This window comes from Streptomyces sp. NPDC052682 (assembly GCF_040678435.1).
Taxonomy (GTDB): domain Bacteria; phylum Actinomycetota; class Actinomycetes; order Streptomycetales; family Streptomycetaceae; genus Streptomyces.
In genome coordinates, this window is record NZ_JBFATS010000008.1 from 285,241 (window position 1) to 303,202 (window position 17,962).

The following is a 17,962-nucleotide window of genomic DNA, read 5'->3' on the forward strand; positions in this document are numbered from 1 at the left end:
TCCGGCCATGGCGCTCACGCTCTACGTCGACACCGCGCGCTGGCGGGCGCACCACAAGCACGTGCAGGAGCAGTTCCCGGGACTCGTCCCCGTCTGCAAGGGCAACGGCTACGGCTTCGGGCACGAGCGGCTGGCCGAGGAGGCCACGCGGCTGGGCGCGGACATCCTCGCCGTCGGCACGACGTACGAGGCCGCGCGGATCAAGGACTTCTTCAGTGGTGACCTGCTGGTCCTGACCCCCTACCGGCGCGGCGAGGAGCCCGTGCCGCTGCCCGACCGGGTCGTGCGGTCGGTGTCGTCGGTCGACGGCGTGTACGGCCTCGTGGGAGCCCGGGTGGTCATCGAGGTGATGTCCTCGATGAAGCGGCACGGCATCAGCGAGCAGGATCTGCCCCAGCTGCACGCCGCCATCGAGAACGTCCGTCTGGAGGGCTTCGCCATCCATCTGCCGCTGGACCGCACCGACGGTTCCGACGCCGTGGAGGAGGTCATCGCCTGGATGGACCGGCTGCGCGCCGCGCGGCTGCCGCTGCACACGATGTTCGTCAGCCACCTCAAGGCCGAGGAGCTCCAGCGGCTGCAGCAGCAGTTCCCGCAGACCCGCTTCCGGGCCCGCATCGGCACGCGGCTGTGGCTGGGGGACCACGAGGCCACCGAGTACCGCGGCGCTGTCCTGGACGTCACCCGCGTCTCCAAGGGGGAGCGCTTCGGCTACCGGCAGCAGAAAGCGGCCTCGGACGGCTTCCTGGTGGTCGTGGCGGGCGGTACGTCCCACGGGGTCGGTCTGGAGGCCCCCAAGGCCATGCACGGCGTCATGCCGCGCGCCAAGGGCGTCGCCCGCGCCGGCCTCGCCACGGTGAACCGGAACCTTTCTCCGTTCGTCTGGGGCGGCAAGCAGCGCTGGTTCGCCGAACCGCCGCACATGCAGGTGTCGATCCTCTTCGTGCCCGCGGACGCGCCGGAGCCCAAGGTCGGCGAGGAACTGGTGGCCCATCTGCGGCACACCACCACGCAGTTCGACCGGCTCGTGGACCGCTGAGCCGCGCCGCTACCGGAACCAAGGCGAAGGCCGTACCCGCAACCACCGGGTACGGCCTTTCGCTTCGCTCGGCCCTGGTGGGCCGTTCACTCAGTGCGCATCACCGGGGGCGCCCTGCCTGCCCCACTCCACCTCGGGGCCGTCGAAGTGCGCCGCGTGCCGCGGGGGGTGAGCCGCGGGACCCAGCACGAAGACGTCCGGAGCGCCGTCGAGCACACCGCCCGAAGGATCGTCGGCCCCGGACCGGCGCACCGGGTCACGCTCCGGCATGAGAATGTCCCGTACGACGACAGCGCACAGGTAGAGCGTCCCGAGCAGATGCAGCCCGATGGCCCAGTGGTAACCGTCGGTCGGCAGGCCCTTGTGGGCCTCACCGCTGGTCGTGTACGCGAGGTACATCCAGATCCCCAGGAAGTACGCCACCTCGCAGGCCTGCCAGATCAGGTAGTCCCGCCACTTGGGCCGGGCGAGGGCGGCCAGGGGCACCAGCCACAGAACGTACTGCGGCGAGTAGACCTTGTTGGTGACGATGAACGCCGCCACGATCAGGAAGGCGAGCTGGGCGAAGCGAGGGCGGCGCGGGGCGGTCAGGGTGAGAGCCGCGATGCCCGCACAGCACAGCAGCATGAGCAGCGTGGCCAGCATGTTGACGGTGTCGGTGCTCAACGGATCCGTCGAGTTCTGGGCCATGATCAACCAGAAGGATCCGAAGTCGACGCCCCGCTCCTGGCTGAACGTGTAGAACTTCGACCAGCCCTCGAAGGCGAACAGCAGCACCGGTCCGTTCACCACGAGCCAGGCGACCACTGCTCCGCCCAGAGCCGTGCCGTACTCCCGCCACCGGCCCGCACGCCAGCAGAGCACGAACAGCGGGCCCAGCAGGAAGACGGGATAGAGCTTCGCGGCCGTCGCAAGCCCCAGCAGAACACCGAAGGCGAGGGCCCGGCCCCGCGACCACATCAGCATGGCGGCGGCCGTCAGGGCGACGGCCAGCAGGTCCCAGTTGATGGTCGCGGTGAGGGCGAAGGCGGGCGCCAGCGCCACCAGCAGCCCGTCCCAGGGACGCCGGGCGTGCGTGCGGGTGACACAGACCGCGATGACGGCCGCGCACACCATGAGCATTCCGGCGTTGACCATCCAGTACCACTGCTCCTGGTCCTGGATGGTGCCCGAGCCCGGCGTGAGCCAGGAGGCGACCTCCATGAACACACCGGTCAGGACCGGATACTCCAGGTACTGCATGTCCCCGGGGAGCTTGTCGAAATACGGCACGAGGCCGTCGGCGAAGCCGCGCCCCTGGTAGAGGTGCGGAATGTCCGAGTAGCAGGCGTGCGTGTACTGCGAGCTGGCGCCGAAGAACCAGGCGCCGTTGTAGCAGGGCGCCTTCTGGACCAGCCCCAGGGCGAACATGCCGATCGCCACCAGCGCGATCACCCGCACGGGGGTCCACCAGGACGTCCCGACCAGGGCGCGCCGTCCGAGGGGGCCACCGATCAGCTCGCTGCCGACCGCGGCGACCTCGTCCTCCCTGGTCGGGCGCACCAGCTCCGGCTCGTGGGCGTTCGCTTGCGTCGATTCTGCACTGGGCATGCCGCACATCCTGCCGTACTGACCTGAGAAAGCGCCGAGGGCCGCCGCACTCCTGTGAGCGCGGCGGCCCTCGGCCTGTCTTTCGGCAACGTCTCCGGGACGGTGTTTCACGTGAAACAACCGCATGTTTCACGTGAAACGCCCAGGTCGGCCGATTGCGCGGCTAACCGGTCGAGCCTCCGAAGAGGCCGCCTCCCCCGTTGGCATTGCCGCGGGTGTTCCCGGGATCACCGGTCTCGGTCGGTGCCGGAGAGGCTGACGGGCCTCCGTCGGTACCACCGTTGTTTGCACCACCGTCGACGTTGCACTGGAAGCCGAAGCAGGTGTCGCTCGGCGTGGGCGTCGGCGTCTCGGACGGGGTCTCGCTGGGCGTCGCGCTCGGCGTCTCGGAGGGGGTCTCGCTGGGCGTCGCGCTGACGGTCGGGGTCGGCGACGGTGCGCCCACCTCGTCCTGGATCTCACCGATCTTCTCGGCCGCCGGGAAGCCTGGGTCGGGCTGCCCCTTCAGAGCGGCCTTCATGTACTCGGTCCACACCAGCGTGGGGATGTCACCACCATGGATGGACTCCACACCGGCCGTGCCGTTCATGGAGAGCAGCTTGGCGCTCTTGGGGTCCTCACGGAACATCGCGACCGAGGTCGACAGCTGCTGGGTGTACCCGACGAACCAGGCGGACTTGTTCTCGTCCGTGGTACCGGTCTTGCCGGCCGCCGTACGACCCAGAGCCAGGGCGTTCTTACCCGTACCGTTCTTGATCACGTTCTCGAGGACGTCCGTGACGTTGTTCGCCACGATCTCCTGCATGGCCTGCTTGACCTTCGGCTTGGTGAACCCGGGAACGTCCTCGCCGCCGTGTTTGACGGCGGTCACCGAGTACGGGTCGGCCTGCTTGCCGGATGCGGCGAACGTCGCGTAGGCGTCGGCCATGCGGATGGCACTGGGGGTGGACACACCCAGCGCGAAGGACGGGTTGAGGTCCTGCAGCATGCTCTGGTCCAGGATGCCCGCCGCCTTGGCCATGTCACGCACCTTGGACATCCCCACATCCACGCCGAGCTGCACGAACGGCGTGTTGACGGACTGCTCCATCGCCTTGCGCAGGGTGATGTACCCCCAGGGGTAGTCACTCTCGTTCTGCTGCCTGAAGACCGAGTTGTCCTTGCGCAGGTAGTAGGTACCGTCCGGCTTCCTGATCTTCAGGTCGTCGTTGCCGTTGTACTTGCTCAGCGGTGAGACACCGACACCGTCGCTCCGGTACGTACCGTGCTCCATCGCGGCCGCGAGCACGAAGGGCTTCCACGTCGAACCCACGGGGACACCCGAGGTGTCCGCGTTGTTGTTGAAGTGGCCCTTCTCGTAGCCGGCACCACCGTAGAGCGCGACGATCGCACCGTCCTTGGGCTTCACGGACGCCGCGCCGAACTGGACGTGCTTGTCCTTCTCGCGCTTCTCCGGGTCGATCTTCTGCTTCTCGACCTTCTGGACGGCCTTGGCCAGTGCCTCGACCTTGTCCTTCTCGAAGGTCGTGTAGATCTGGTAGCCGCCCTGGTCGAACTGCGCCTCCGTGATGTTGGAGTGGTTCAGGACGTACTTCTTGGCCGTGTCCACCAGGTAGCTGATCTGGCCGGTCATGCCCTTGGTGGCCTTACGGCCCTGGGGCATGGGGAACTTCTTGATGGCCTGCTGGTACTGGGAGTCCGTCAGACGCTTGTCGTTGTGCATCTGCTCGAGGATCCAGCCCCAGCGCTCCTTGGCACGCTTGGTGTTGGCGTCCCTGGTCGCCGACGGGTCGAGACTGTCGTTGCCGGCGGGGTCGTAGTACGTCGGGCCCTTGAGCAGGGAGGCGAGGAAGGCGCACTCGCTCGGGGTGAGCTGCTCCGCGTTCTTGCCGTAGTAGGTCTGCGCGGCGGCCTGGATGCCGTAGGCGCCACGCCCGAAGTAGGAGGTGTTCAGGTAGCCCTGCAGGATGTCGTCCTTGCTGAGCTTCGTCCCCACCTTGATGGAGATGAACATCTCCTTGAACTTCCGGGAGATCGTCTGTTCCTGGCTCAGGTAGGTGTTCTTGACGAACTGCTGGGTGATCGTCGAACCGCCCTGCACGTCACCGCCCCGGGCCATGTTCACCAGGGCCCGGGCGATGCCCATCGGGTCGACGCCCGAGTCCTGGTAGAACGTCTTGTTCTCGGCCGAGATCACCGCGTACCGCATGGCCTTGGGGATCCGGGCGAGCGTGACGTTCTGACGGTTCTGGCCGCTGCCCGTGGCGACCATCTGGGTGCCGTCTTCCCAGTAGTAGACGTTGTTCTGCGACAGGGCCGCGGCCTGCTGCTCGTCGGGCACGCCCACCATGGCGTACCCGATGCCGGCGACGGCCACCAGACTGCCGATGAAGCCGAGACACAGGCCGGAGACGAGCTTCCAGGAGGGCATCCAGCGGCGCCAGCCGTACTTGTCGGCTCTCGGGTAGTCGATGATCCGCTTCTTGCCGGGAGCGACCGCCCGCCCTCTGCCCCGCCCGGGACCGCTCGGACCCCCGGGAGCGGCGCGCCGGCCCCCTCGGCCCGGGTCGGCCGCTCGGCGGCGGCCGCCCGCACTCTTCTGGGCCGCACGCCGGGCCTCGGCACGGCCGCCGTACGGGCGCTCCTCACCTCCCGCGCCATAGGAGCCGGACGGAGACTCGGTGGCGCCTCGCGGTGCCGCGCGGCGGCCGGAGGCCGAACCGGACTGGCCGCGTCGGGCCGCGGCACGTCCGCCTCCCTGCGGCTGCGGCGGTTTGCGACGGTGCTCGCTCATCGAACGACTACTCCTCGGGCAGGCGCACCCTTGCGCGCCTGGAAGCGGCGGCTGGTTTCCGGTCCCCCCGAAGTACGGATGCGGCCGGTTCCCCATTCACCGGGACCGCATGAGCCCGTACTGCACCGAAGACGGTGACGTCCACAGACGTCACTCGGTTCCCGGTGGTGTGCATGGCGCACAGACTACGCACCGCCAAAACCTGCCGAGTCCAGAACTTCACCCCAAATCAGGCAACTTGCTTCCGATGAATCGGTGATGTGATCCCGTTCACCACTCTCCCTCTTGTCGCGCCCGGAAGGCCGTTCTATCGTCGTGATGTATCGACTCGATACATCAGCTCGACACATCGGTCCGACACATCGGTGTGAGACAGCCGTCAAGGCCCGTCACGGCACGACCGCGGCAGAGAGGAGGCGACGATGAGCCGGCGTTCCGGAATCCTCGAGTTCGCCGTACTCGGCCTGCTCCGCGAATCTCCGATGCACGGCTATGAGCTGCGCAAACGGCTCAACACCTCACTGGGGGTGTTCCGTGCGTTCAGTTACGGGACGCTGTACCCCTGCCTCAAAACGCTGGTCGCAAACGGCTGGCTGATCGAGGAGCCGGGGAACGACTCGGAGACCGCTCCCCTCACCGGGCGCCGCGCCAAGATCGTCTATCGGTTGACGGCGGAGGGTAAGGAGCACTTCGAGCAACTGCTCTCCCAGACGGGGCCCGACGCGTACGAGGACGAGCACTTCGCCGCGCGCTTCGCCTTCTTCGGGCAGACGTCCCGCGACGTGCGCATGCGCGTGCTGGAGGGCCGCCGCAGCCGGCTGGAGGAGCGCCTGGAGAAGATGCGCGCCTCCCTGGCCCGCACCCGGGAGCGCCTCGACGACTACACGCTTGAGCTCCAGCGCCACGGGATGGAGTCCGTGGAGCGCGAGGTGCGCTGGCTGAACGAGCTCATCGAGAGCGAGCGGGCCGGACGGGACCTGAAGGGTTCCGCGTCCGGGGGGCCCGCTTCGCAGGACACCACATCTGGAGCGCCGGGCGTCCTGCCCCGGCCGGGGGACGAGCCCCGGCCGGATACGCCCGGCGACACCGCCACGTGAGGCTCTCAGGGCCTCACTCGTACACAACAGGGAGCAACCGGAATGGGTTCGGTTCGCGTAGCCATCGTCGGCGTGGGCAACTGCGCCGCATCGCTGGTGCAGGGAGTCGAGTACTACAAGGACGCCGACCCGGCGTCCAAGGTGCCGGGCCTGATGCACGTCCAGTTCGGCGACTACCACGTCCGCGACATCGAGTTCGTCGCCGCGTTCGACGTGGACGCCAAGAAGGTCGGTCTCGACCTCGCGGACGCCATCGGCGCCTCGGAGAACAACACCATCAAGATCTGCGACGTGCCCAGCACCGGCGTGACGGTCCAGCGCGGCCACACCCTCGACGGCCTCGGCAAGTACTACCGCGAGACCATCGAGGAGTCCGCCGAGGAGCCCGTCGACGTCGTCCAGGTCCTCAAGGACCGCCAGGTCGACGTCCTCGTCTGCTACCTCCCCGTCGGCTCCGAGGACGCGGCGAAGTTCTACGCCCAGTGCGCCATCGACGCCAAGGTCGCCTTCGTCAACGCCCTCCCGGTGTTCATCGCCGGCACCAAGGAGTGGGCGGACAAGTTCACCGAGGCGGGCGTGCCGATCGTCGGTGACGACATCAAGTCGCAGGTCGGCGCCACCATCACGCACCGTGTCATGGCGAAGCTGTTCGAGGACCGGGGCGTCATCCTGGACCGCACGATGCAGCTGAACGTCGGCGGCAACATGGACTTCAAGAACATGCTCGAGCGCGACCGCCTCGAGTCGAAGAAGATCTCCAAGACGCAGGCCGTCACCTCCCAGATCCCCGACCGGGACCTCGGTGAGAAGAACGTCCACATCGGCCCGTCCGACTACGTCGCCTGGCTCGACGACCGCAAGTGGGCGTACGTCCGCCTCGAGGGCCGCGCCTTCGGTGACGTGCCGCTGAGCCTGGAGTACAAGCTCGAGGTGTGGGACTCCCCGAACTCCGCCGGCGTCATCATCGACGCCCTGCGCGCCGCGAAGATCGCCAAGGACCGCGGCATCGGCGGGCCGGTGCTCTCCGCGTCGAGCTACTTCATGAAGTCGCCGCCGGTGCAGTACTTCGACGACGAGGCCCGCGAGAACGTCGAGAAGTTCATCAGGGGTGAGGTCGAGCGCTAAAGCCCCTGTCCTTGTGGGCTGTTGAGGGTCCCCGGGTCGCGCGACCCGGGGACCCCCGCCGTATGTGAGGCTGTGCCCCATGCCCGTCGTCCGTGACCTGCGCGTCCTACTGCGCTTCCAGGGCTTCAGACACCTCCTCGCCGTACGCCTCCTCTCCCAGGGCGCCGACGGCGTGTACCAGGTCGCGCTCGCCGCCTACGTGGTCTTCTCCCCGGAAAAGCAGACCTCGGCCGCCGCGATCGCCTCCGCGATGGCCGTCCTGTTGCTGCCGTACTCCCTCGTCGGCCCCTTCGCCGGCGTGCTGCTGGACCGCTGGCGCCGCCGCCAGGTCCTGCTGTACGGCAGTCTGCTGCGCGCCCTGCTCGCCTCGGCGACGGCCCTGCTGATCCTCGGTCACGCCCCTGACTGGCTCTTCTACCTCTCCGCCCTGTGCGTCACCGCCGTCAACCGCTTCGTCCTCTCGGGGCTGTCCGCCGCGCTGCCACGCGTGGTCGACACCGAGCGCCTGGTCCTCGCCAACTCCCTGTCGCCCACCGCCGGAACACTCGCCGCGACGGCGGGCGGCGGTCTCGCCTTCGTGGTCCGGCTGATGGCCGCGGACTCCAACGCGGCGGTCGTCCTCATGGGAGCCCTGCTGTACCTGTGCGCGGCGCTGGCGACCCTGCGCATGGCACGCGGACTGCTCGGCCCCGACCGTGCGCCGGTACGTCCGCGTGTGGCGGCGGCCCTGGCCGTCACCGCTCGCGACCTGATGGCGGGCGTACGACACATCGCCGCACCGCCACGCCGGGAGGCCGCCTGGGCGCTGGTGGCGATGTCGCTGATGCGGTTCTGCTACGGCGCCCTGCTGGTGATGCTGCTGATGCTCTGCCGCTACGCCCTGGCCTCCAGCACGGACGCGGGACTCGCGCTGCTGGGGCTGGCGTTGGGCATCTCCGGGGCGGGCTTCTTCGCGGCCGCCGTGGTGACGCCCTGGGCCGCCGGACGGTTCGGCCCGGGCCGCTGGATCGTCGTGTGCGCCGCGGGCGCGGCAATCATGGAACTCGCCCTGGGGCTGCCGTTCGCCACCGTCCCCTTGCTGGTCGCCGCGTTCGTCCTGGGACTGACCACCCAGGGAGCGAAAATCGCCACGGACACCATCGTCCAGTCGTGTGTCGACGACGACTTCCGTGGCCGGATCTTCTCCGTTTACGACGTGCTGTTCAACGTCGCTTTCGTCGTTGCCGCCGCAGTCGCCGCGTTGATGCTGCCGCCCGACGGCCGATCGGTGCCGCTGGTGGTCACGATCGCCGTTATCTACGGAGCGGTAGCAGCGGGTATGGCCCGGTTTGGAAGCCAATAAGTGTCACATCAGTGCCACAGTGCCACTTCCAGCTCGCCAGTTGTCAGTGGTGGCCGATAACTTACGTGGGTCTTATGCGCGACGTGTACGCGCCACTCACCCATTGTTTTCTTAGGGGGACCCCCAAGTGACCACTACGCCGCCCCAGGGCAACCCGTTCGCACAGGGTCAGCAGCCCGCCGATCAGCAGCAGGCGCCGCACCCGCCGCAGGGCGGCTACCCCCAGCAGGGCGACTTCCCGCAGCAGCAGGGGGCGGCCCCCTACGCTCCCGTTCCGCCGCAGGCCCCTACCAAGCGCGTGAGTAAGAAGCTGCTGCGCATAGTCGGCTTCATCGTTGTGGCGATACTCGTCGCCGCAGGCAAGTGGTACCTGGGGCAGACGGACGCAGAGACGACGTCTGTCGGCAGCTGCATGCACAACGAAGGCACCCAGGTCAGCCCCGACCTGAAGACCGTTGATTGCTCATCTAGCGACGCCCAGTACGAAGTCGTCGAGAAGTTCGACAACACCAGCGACGACAAGAAGTGCGAGGCCGTCAAGACAGCGACGATCTCCTACTACCAGACGGGCAACAACCACAACGTGGTTCTCTGCCTGAAGGAAGTGAAGTAGCGCCTTCACTGACCTCCAGAGGGGCGGTGTTTCACGTGAAACGCCGCCCCTCGGTGCGTCCAGAGGCCGTGTTTCACGTGAAACATCGCTTCCCGAGCGCCCTCGGGCGGTCAGCCCTGCTGTTCCGCCCACCACTCTTTAAGCGCCGCCACGGCCTCGTCCTGCTCCATCGGCCCGTTCTCCAGGCGCAGCTCCAGCATGTGCTGGTACGCACGGCCCACAGCCCGTCCAGGCTTGATGTCGAGGATCTTCATGATCTGGTTGCCGTCGAGGTCCGGGCGGATGGCGTCCAGTTCCTCCTGCTCCTGGAGCTTCGCGATCCGCTCCTCCAGCCCGTCGTAGGCACGGGACAGCGCGGCCGCCTTGCGCTTGTTGCGCGTGGTGCAGTCCGAGCGGGTCAGCTTGTGCAGGCGGTCGAGGAGGTGCCCCGCGTCCCGGACGTACCGGCGGACCGCGGAGTCCGTCCACTCACCCGTGCCGTAGCCGTGGAAGCGCAGGTGCAGTTCGACCAGCCGTGAGACGTCCCTCACGAGCTCGTTGGAGTACTTGAGCGCCGACATCCGCTTCTTGGTCATCTTCGCCCCTACCACCTCGTGGTGGTGGAACGAGACGCGGCCGTCCTTCTCGAAGCGGCGCGTGCGCGGCTTGCCGATGTCGTGCAGCAGGGCGGCGAGGCGGAGGGTGAGGTCGGGGCCCTCGTCCTCCAGCGCCATCGCCTGCTCCAGGACGATCAGCGTGTGCTCGTAGACGTCCTTGTGCCGGTGGTGTTCGTCGCTCTCCAGGCGCAGGGCAGGCAGCTCGGGCAGCACGTGGTCGGCGAGGCCGGTGTCGACGAGGAGCGTCAGGCCCTTACGCGGGTGCGCGGACAGGATCAGCTTGTTCAGCTCGTCCCGCACCCGCTCCGCGGAGACGATCTCGATACGCCCGGCCATCTCCTTCATGGCGGTGACGACCTCGGGTGCCACCTCGAAGTCCAGCTGGGCCGCGAAGCGCGCGGCCCGCATCATCCGCAGCGGATCGTCCGAGAAGGAGGACTCGGGAGTGCCGGGAGTGCGCAGCACCCGGGCGGCGAGATCATCCAGCCCACCGTGCGGATCGACGAACTCCTTCTCCGGGAGCGCGACCGCCATCGCGTTCACGGTGAAGTCACGGCGAACGAGGTCCTCCTCGATGGAGTCGCCGTACGACACCTCCGGCTTGCGGGACGTACGGTCGTACGCCTCCGACCGGTAGGTGGTCACCTCGATCTGGTAGCCGTCCTTCTGGGCTCCCACCGTGCCGAAGGCGATGCCGACCTCCCAGACGGCGTCCGCCCACGGGCGCACGATCTTGAGCACGTCCTCAGGACGGGCGTCGGTCGTGAAGTCCAGGTCATTGCCGAGCCGGCCGAGCAGTGCGTCCCGGACCGAGCCGCCGACCAGGGCGAGGGAGAACCCGGCCTCCCTGAAACGGCGGGCGAGATCGTCGGCGACAGGGGCGACCCGCAGCAGCTCACTCACCGCGCGGTGCTGCACCTGGTTCAGGGCACTGGGGGATACTTCGTTGGCGTTCGGCACAACAGAAGAGGGTACGTGGCCCGGGCGACCGGACGCGCCCCCATAAAACGGCACGCGCCTTCATGGAACGTGCACACGGGCAGCCCGGGGCGGGCCCTCCCGATACCCGCACATACAGGACAGGCACCCGGTGCCTCCTGATCTTGTGGACCGGTCCGCGGCACTTCCCCTCAGCGCGCATCGTTACCATGCGTGGACGCACATTCCGACGACCACTGACGACGACGAGGGACGGGCGAGCGCGTGGCCGAGGCGGCAGACTTCCAGGGGACGAGTGCCTCACCTGCCCGCCGGTGGCTCCGGCGCACCGGAGCCCTGCTCGCCGGAGTGCCCCTGCTCGCCGGACTCCTGCAGTTGCCCGCCGCCCCTCACGCCGGCGCCGCCGTACAGGACGCGTCGCAGGCAGCCTCGGGGCCGGGCTCGGTGGCCGTCGCCATCGACTCGCTCACCCCGAACGCCCCCACCGACGGGGACACCGTCACAGTCAGCGGCACGGTGACCAACAACGGCAAGCAGACGGTCACCGGCGCCCATGTCGGCCTGCGCGTGGGCCCCCTGCTGGACACCCGCTCGGGTATCGACGCCATCGCCAGGGACAGCGACGACGTCCAGGGCGTTCCCGGTTCGGAGGTCGGCGGCAAGTACACGCAGAAGTTCTCCAGGCTCTCCCCGGGGGTCGCTCAGCCCTTCAGCATCTCCGTGCCGGTCGACGAACTGGACCTCGGCCGCGACGGCGTCTACCAGCTCGCCGTCGCCCTGTCCGGGCAGACGTCCGCGCAGCCGTGGGACCAGACTCTCGGCGTTCAGCGCACGTTCCTGCCGTGGCAGCCCGAGGCCGCCGGCACGAAGACGAAGACGACTTTCCTGTGGCCCCTGATCTCCACCGTCCATATGACGGCGGAGACAGGCTCCAACGAGCAGCAGACGCCGGTGTTCCTCAATGACGACCTCGCCCAGGAGATCGCGCCGGGCGGCCGTCTGGACCAGATGGTCTCGCTGGGCAAGGACCTCGACGTAACCTGGGTGATCGACCCGGACCTGCTGGCATCGGTCGACGCGATGACGGAGAACTACGGGGTTCAGGACGGAGACGACACACCCGCCGCCGGGCACAACCAGAGGATCGCGGACCGCTGGCTCGCCGAGCTGCAGCAGGCGGTCGCGGGCAAGGAAGTCGTCGCGCTGCCCTTCTCCGACCCGGACCTGGCCTCACTCGCCCACAACGGCACGAGCGTCACCGGCTCGCTGAGCCACCTCAAGGAGGCCACCGACGCCGCCGCCAAGACGGTGGACACCATCCTCCACGTCACCCCGGACACCGACTTCGCCTGGCCGGTGAACGGCGCCGTCGACCCGTCGATCGTCAAGGTCGCCACGTCCGCGGGCGCCGACAAGGTGATCGCCCGGAGCGACAGCCTCCAGGAGACCGGCGGCCTGTCGTACACGCCCTCGGCGGCCCGTCCCATCGGCGGCGGCACCACGGCGGTCGTCGCGGACGCTCGGCTGTCGACGGCGTTCCAGTCAGACCTGACCCGGGCTTCCGCCGCCACGCTCGCGGTGCAGCGGTTCCTCGCCCAGAGCCTGACGCTGGACCTCCAGACCGGCAAGCAGCGCAGCGTCGTCGTGGCCCCGCAGCGCATGCCGTCCGTCAGCCAGGCCAAGGCCATGGCCGACGCGCTCACCGCCCTGCAGGGCAGCACCTGGTCCCAGACCCAGGACCTCACGGCGGCCGCCAGGACCAAGCCGGACCCGCGCGCCACCACGAAGGTGCCGCCGGCCTCCTCCTACCCCTCCTCGCTGCGCGCCCAGGAACTGAAGCAGCCGGCGTTCGCCCAGATCGCCCGGACACAGGACAACCTCGACAACTTCAAGGTGATCCTCAGCGACCAGTCCCGGGTGGTGACACCGTTCGGGCGGGCCATGAACCGGGAGATGTCCACGTCGTGGCGCGGTCGCGCAAGCGCGGGGACGGCCTACCGCGACGGTGTCGAGTCCTACCTCGAGGGCCTCATCAAGGGCGTCAGGCTGATCAAGAAGTCGGAGACCAAGCTCTCCGGGCGCAGCGCCACCATCCCGGTGACCGTCCAGAACAACCTCGTCCAGGGCGTCGAGCACCTGGTGCTCCGGCTCACGTCCACGAACCCCACCCGTCTCAAGATCGACGGTGCCGCCTACGAGGAGCAGCCCGTCTCCGTCTCCGGCGGCCACAGCCAGTCGGTGAAGTTCACCACGTCGGCCAACGCCAACGGCCGCGCGACCGTACGCGCCCAGCTCTACACGCAGGACGGCCGGCCGTACGGTGAGCCCGTCACCTTCGATGTGCGGGTCACGGAGATCACCGCCACGGTGATGCTGGTCATCGGCGGCGGCGTCCTGCTGCTCGTCCTCGCCGGCTTCCGGATGTACACCCAGCGCAAGCGTGCATCCGCCCGGGATACGGAAGAGGGCAGCGGCGACGAGCCGGGCGAGGACGGCGGTGAGGAGCCGGTGAAGGACGCAGGCCGCCGGCAGAACCCGGACACCGCCGAGGAACGTCTCACCCAGGAGTCCGCGGCCGGGACAGGGGGGAACGCCCCCGAGCAGCCGAGTGACCCGGCACCGGACACCGCAGCGGAAAGCGCCGACCCGTCCGGCACGGGTGAGAGAGTGGACCGTTGAGGATGTCGTGGCCGGTGGGCCCGGGACGATGAGGTGGGGTAACCATGAACGCGCCGTACGACGGTGACCGCGGCCGGGCCGTGCCCGACTCGGGCTACCCCGAGGGGCCGACGCCCGAGCACGGCCAGGTGCCGCCGCAGCCGCCCGCGGACGGTTACCTCCAGGACGCCTACGCCGAGGACCCCTACCGGGCGCAGGACCTCGCCGCCCAGGACCCGGCCGCCGAGGCGCTCTACGACCGTGCCGCGCACCCGCCGCCGGGGACGTACCAGCCGGAGCAGTCGCTGTACGGCCGACCTCCCCAGTCGCCGTACGCCCCCGATCCGAGCGTGTGGGCCCAGACACCGGCGCCCGAGCCCGAGGGCCCCACGCAGTACCTGCCCTACGGCGACGACCCGCGCACGACCGAGTACGTGGGCGTGGACGACCTGGTGAGTCAGGCCGGTGCGCAGCGCCACGAGCCGGATGCCTTCGCGCACCTGTTCCGCGACCAGCAGCACAGCGGATTCCCCGAGCAGCAGCCGGGCGGCGACCGGCCGGCGTACCAGCAGCAGCCCGCGTCGGTGCCGGGACCGGGCCCGGCACCGGGCCAGTACCCGGAGCCGGCCGCCTCACCCGCGGCCGAGGCACCCGAGCCGGAGCCCACGCCCGCCCCGAAGAAGGGCGGCCGTGCCGGAAGCCTGCTGAAGTCGAGTGCCGTGATGGCGGCGGGCACGATGGTCTCCCGTCTGACCGGCTTCATCCGCTCGGCGCTCATCGTTTCGGCGCTGGGTGTCGGCCTCCTCGGCGACACCTTCCAGGTGGCCTACCAGCTGCCGACGATGATCTACATCCTGACGGTGGGCGGCGGCCTCAACTCCGTCTTCGTGCCGCAGCTGGTCCGGGCGATGAAGGAGGACGACGACGGCGGCGAAGCGTACGCCAACCGTCTGCTGACCCTGGTCATGGTGGCGCTCGGCGGGCTCACCGTGCTGTCGGTCTTCGGCGCGCCGTTGCTGATCCGCATGCTGTCCGACTCGGTCGCCGGCGACCCGGCGGCCAACCAGGTCGGCATCACCTTCGTGCAGTACTTCCTGCCCTCGATCTTCTTCATGGGCATCCACGTGGTGATGGGGCAGATCCTCAACGCCCGCGGCAGGTTCGGCGCGATGATGTGGACGCCGGTCCTGAACAACATCGTCATCATCGTCACGCTGGGCACGTTCATCTGGGTCTACGGCACCGCCGCGGACTCCGGCATGAAGGTCACGAACATCCCGCCCGAGGGGCAGCGGCTCCTGGGCATCGGGGTCCTGCTCGGCATGGTCGTCCAGGCCCTGGCCATGATCCCGTACCTGCGCGAGACCGGGTTCCGGCTGCGGCTGCGCTTCGACTGGAAGGGTCAGGGGCTCGGCAAGGCGGTGACGCTCGCCAAGTGGACGGTCCTGTTCGTCCTCGCCAACCAGGCCGGCGCGCTCGTGGTCACCCAGCTGTCCACCGCGGCGGGCAAGACCTCGCCCGTCGACGGTACGGGTTTCGCCGCCTACGCCAACGCCCAGCTGATCTGGGGCCTGCCGCAGGCCATCATCACCGTGTCGCTCATGGCTGCCCTGCTGCCCCGCCTGGCGCGCTCGGCGGCCGAGGGCGACGGGGGCGCCGTCCGCGACGACATCTCCCAGGGGCTGCGCACCACAGCGGTCGCCATCGTGCCGATCGCTTTCGGTTTCGTCTCGCTCGGCATCCCGATGTGCACGCTGATCTTCGGGTCGTCGGGCACGAGCGAAGCCACCAACATGGGCTACATGCTGATGGCCTTCGGCCTCGGCCTGATCCCCTACTCCGTGCAGTACGTCGTGCTGCGCGCCTTCTACGCGTACGAGGACACGCGCACCCCCTTCTACAACACGGTCATCGTGGCCGCGGTCAACGCCGGCGCTTCGACGGCCTGCTACTTCCTGATCCCGGCCCGCTGGGCCGTCGTCGGCATGGCCGCCTCGTACGGCCTGGCCTACGCGATCGGCGTCGGTGTCGCCTGGCGCCGCCTGCGCAAGCGGCTGGGCGGGGACCTGGACGGCTCCCGCGTGCTGCGGACGTACGCCCGGCTGTGCATCGCCTCGGTGCCGGCCGCCCTGCTCAGCGGCGCGGCCTGCTACGGGATCGGCCACACGCTCGGCCAGGGCGTCGCCGGCTCGTTCGCCGCGCTGCTGGCCGGTGGTGCCGTGCTGCTGGGCGTGTTCGTCGTCGCCGCCCGGCGCATGCGCATCGAGGAAGTCAACTCGCTGGTCGGCATGGTCCGCGGACGCCTGGGACGCTGAGGCAGGGGGTAGGCGCACAACCATCGTCAGCCACCGCGTGTCGTGCATAGCGGCGGACTGTGGGCACAATTGGTTTCGGCGTCGGACGGCGCGCACGGGTGTCGGACGGCGCGCAACGAATGGGGAGGCAGGAACGACGGTGGCGGAACGGAGCACGGCTGCCGTCGACGTGGCAGACAACAGCGGCGAGACGTCGCTGACCGCGCAGGCGGACCAGTCCACGGCCGACGGGGTGGCCAAGAACCGGGAGCGGGACACGGACAGCGACGAGGTACAGGAGAGCCCCCGGCACGACGATTCCGTGAAGGCCTCGCCTCCCGAACTGCACAGCGGTCACAAACTCGCCAGACGCTACCGCCTCGAGGAGTGCGTCACCCGTCTGGACGGATTCAGCAGCTGGCGAGCCGTCGACGAGAAGCTCCGGCGCGCCGTCGGTGTCCACGTCCTGCCCGCGGACCACGCACGAGCCCGCTCGGTGCTGGCCGCGGCCCGCTCCTCCGCCCTCCTCGGTGATCCCCGCTTCGTACAGGTCCTCGACGCCGTCGAGGACAACGACCTCGTCTACGTCGTCCACGAGTGGCTCCCCGACGCCACCGAGCTGACCACGCTCCTCGCCTCCGGCCCGCTGGAGCCGTACGACGCCTTCCAGATGGTCAGCCAGGTCACCGCCGCCATGGCCGCCGCCCACCGCGAGGGCCTCGCCCACCTGCGTCTGAACCCCAACGCCGTCCTGCGCACCTCGACCGGCCAGTGGCGCATCCGCGGCCTGGCCGTCAACGCCGCCCTGCGCGGCGTGAAGTCCGACACCCCGCAGCGCACCGACACCGAGGCCATCGGCGCCCTGCTGTACGCGGCGCTCACCCAGCGCTGGCCGTACGAGAGCGACGCCTACGGCCTGTCCGGTCTGCCCAAGGACATCGGGCTGATCCCGCCCGACCAGGTACGGGCCGGGGTCCACCGCGGCCTGTCCGAGCTGGCCATGCGCGCGCTCGCCAACGACGGCGCGACCGCCTCGCGCCACGAGTCCCCCTGCACCACGCCGGAGGAGCTCGTGAAGGCGATCGGCGAGATGCCGCGCATCCGTCCGCCGGAGCCGGCGTTCGCCACCCCGCCCGAGTACCAGCGCACGACCTACCAGCAGGGCTCCTACGGCCGCCCGGCCCAGCGCCCCGGGGTCACCCAGCCGGTCCCCGTCCCGCCGCCCCCGCTGCAGAGCCGCACCGGCAAGGCCCTGAAGTGGGCGGTGTCCGCGCTGCTGATCGCTGCCCTGGGCCTGGGCTCCTGGCAGCTGGCGGACGCGCTCATGGAGCACGGCGGCAAGACCGACGACCCGAACCAGACGCAGACGACGGACGGCGACGACAAGAATCCCCGGAAGCCGGCGACGGGCAAGCCCGTCGCCATCAGCAGCGCCCGCGACTTCGACCCGTTCGGCGCTGACGGCTCGGAGAAGCCGTCCGCCATAGGGAAGGTCTACGACAACAGCAAGACCACGTACTGGCAGACCGACTACTACCTGAGCGCGGACTTCGGCCGTCTGAAGTCGGGTGTCGGCATCATTCTCGACCTCGGCAAGGTGCAGCAGGTAGGAAAGGTGACCGTCACCTTCGTGGGGGACACGTCCGTCGAACTTCGCAGCGCCCGCGCGGACGCCTCCTCGGAACCCACGTCCTTCGAGAGCTACACCAAGGTCGCCGAGGGATCGGGGACGACCGTGGAACTCAAGCCCGGCAAGACCCTCAAGACCAGGTACGTCCTGGTGTGGCTGACCAAGCTGCCGTTGCAGCCGGACGACGGCAAGTGGCGCGGCCGAGTGGCGGACATCAAGGTGACCAGCTGAAGGCATCTGCCTCG

At 69.2% G+C, this 17,962-nt stretch carries 11 protein-coding genes; 8 read left to right on the forward strand and 3 right to left on the reverse strand.

The genetic code is table 11. The features are described from left to right. Positions 1-7: 7 nt before the first annotated feature. Positions 8-1,039, forward strand: a complete 1,032-nt coding sequence (locus tag AB0K80_RS15390) for an alanine racemase (protein WP_365669594.1) — start codon at positions 8-10, stop codon at positions 1,037-1,039. 90 nt (positions 1,040-1,129) lie between these two features. Here AB0K80_RS15390 and AB0K80_RS15395 read toward each other — a convergent pair whose 3' ends face one another. Together AB0K80_RS15395 and AB0K80_RS15400 are read right to left on the reverse strand one after the other, a co-directional pair. Then, positions 1,130-2,638 (reverse strand): glycosyltransferase 87 family protein, encoded by a 1,509-nt coding sequence (locus tag AB0K80_RS15395; RefSeq protein ID WP_365669596.1) that lies wholly within the window; start codon positions 2,636-2,638, stop codon positions 1,130-1,132. 154 nt (positions 2,639-2,792) lie between these two features. Then, entirely contained in the window at positions 2,793-5,423 is a 2,631-nt protein-coding gene (locus tag AB0K80_RS15400) for a transglycosylase domain-containing protein (protein ID WP_365669598.1), read from the reverse strand. A gap of 422 nt (positions 5,424-5,845) precedes the next feature. Here AB0K80_RS15400 and AB0K80_RS15405 point away from each other — a divergent pair, with 422 nt between their 5' ends. The 4 genes from AB0K80_RS15405 to AB0K80_RS15420 all read left to right on the forward strand — a co-directional run bounded on the left by AB0K80_RS15405 (position 5,846) and on the right by AB0K80_RS15420 (position 9,600). Beyond that, positions 5,846-6,520: a helix-turn-helix transcriptional regulator gene (locus AB0K80_RS15405; protein WP_365669600.1), complete on the forward strand. Its 675-nt coding sequence runs from the start codon at positions 5,846-5,848 to the stop codon at positions 6,518-6,520. Between the two features lie 42 nt (positions 6,521-6,562). Then, on the forward strand, positions 6,563-7,645 hold the full coding sequence (locus AB0K80_RS15410) for an inositol-3-phosphate synthase (RefSeq protein WP_365669602.1): 1,083 nt from the start codon (positions 6,563-6,565) through the stop codon (positions 7,643-7,645). 79 nt (positions 7,646-7,724) lie between these two features. Further along, positions 7,725-8,987 (forward strand): MFS transporter, encoded by a 1,263-nt coding sequence (locus AB0K80_RS15415; RefSeq protein WP_365669604.1) that lies wholly within the window; start codon positions 7,725-7,727, stop codon positions 8,985-8,987. Positions 8,988-9,114: 127 nt separating this feature from the next. Next, a complete protein-coding gene (locus AB0K80_RS15420; RefSeq protein WP_365669606.1) occupies positions 9,115-9,600 on the forward strand; it encodes a hypothetical protein in 486 nt (161 codons plus the stop codon). 110 nt (positions 9,601-9,710) lie between these two features. Here AB0K80_RS15420 and AB0K80_RS15425 read toward each other — a convergent pair whose 3' ends face one another. After that, a complete protein-coding gene (locus tag AB0K80_RS15425) occupies positions 9,711-11,156 on the reverse strand; it encodes a CCA tRNA nucleotidyltransferase (protein WP_365669608.1) in 1,446 nt (481 codons plus the stop codon). 243 nt (positions 11,157-11,399) lie between these two features. Here AB0K80_RS15425 and AB0K80_RS15430 point away from each other — a divergent pair, with 243 nt between their 5' ends. The 3 genes from AB0K80_RS15430 (at position 11,400) to AB0K80_RS15440 (ending at position 17,948) form a co-directional block, all read left to right on the forward strand. Further along, a complete protein-coding gene (locus AB0K80_RS15430) occupies positions 11,400-13,814 on the forward strand; it encodes a DUF6049 family protein (RefSeq protein ID WP_365669610.1) in 2,415 nt (804 codons plus the stop codon). Positions 13,815-13,858: 44 nt separating this feature from the next. After that, on the forward strand, positions 13,859-16,108 hold the full coding sequence (gene murJ / locus AB0K80_RS15435) for a murein biosynthesis integral membrane protein MurJ (RefSeq protein ID WP_365669612.1): 2,250 nt from the start codon (positions 13,859-13,861) through the stop codon (positions 16,106-16,108). 139 nt (positions 16,109-16,247) lie between these two features. Continuing rightward, positions 16,248-17,948, forward strand: a complete 1,701-nt coding sequence (locus AB0K80_RS15440) for a protein kinase family protein (protein WP_365669614.1) — start codon at positions 16,248-16,250, stop codon at positions 17,946-17,948. The last annotated feature ends 14 nt before the right edge of the window (positions 17,949-17,962 follow it).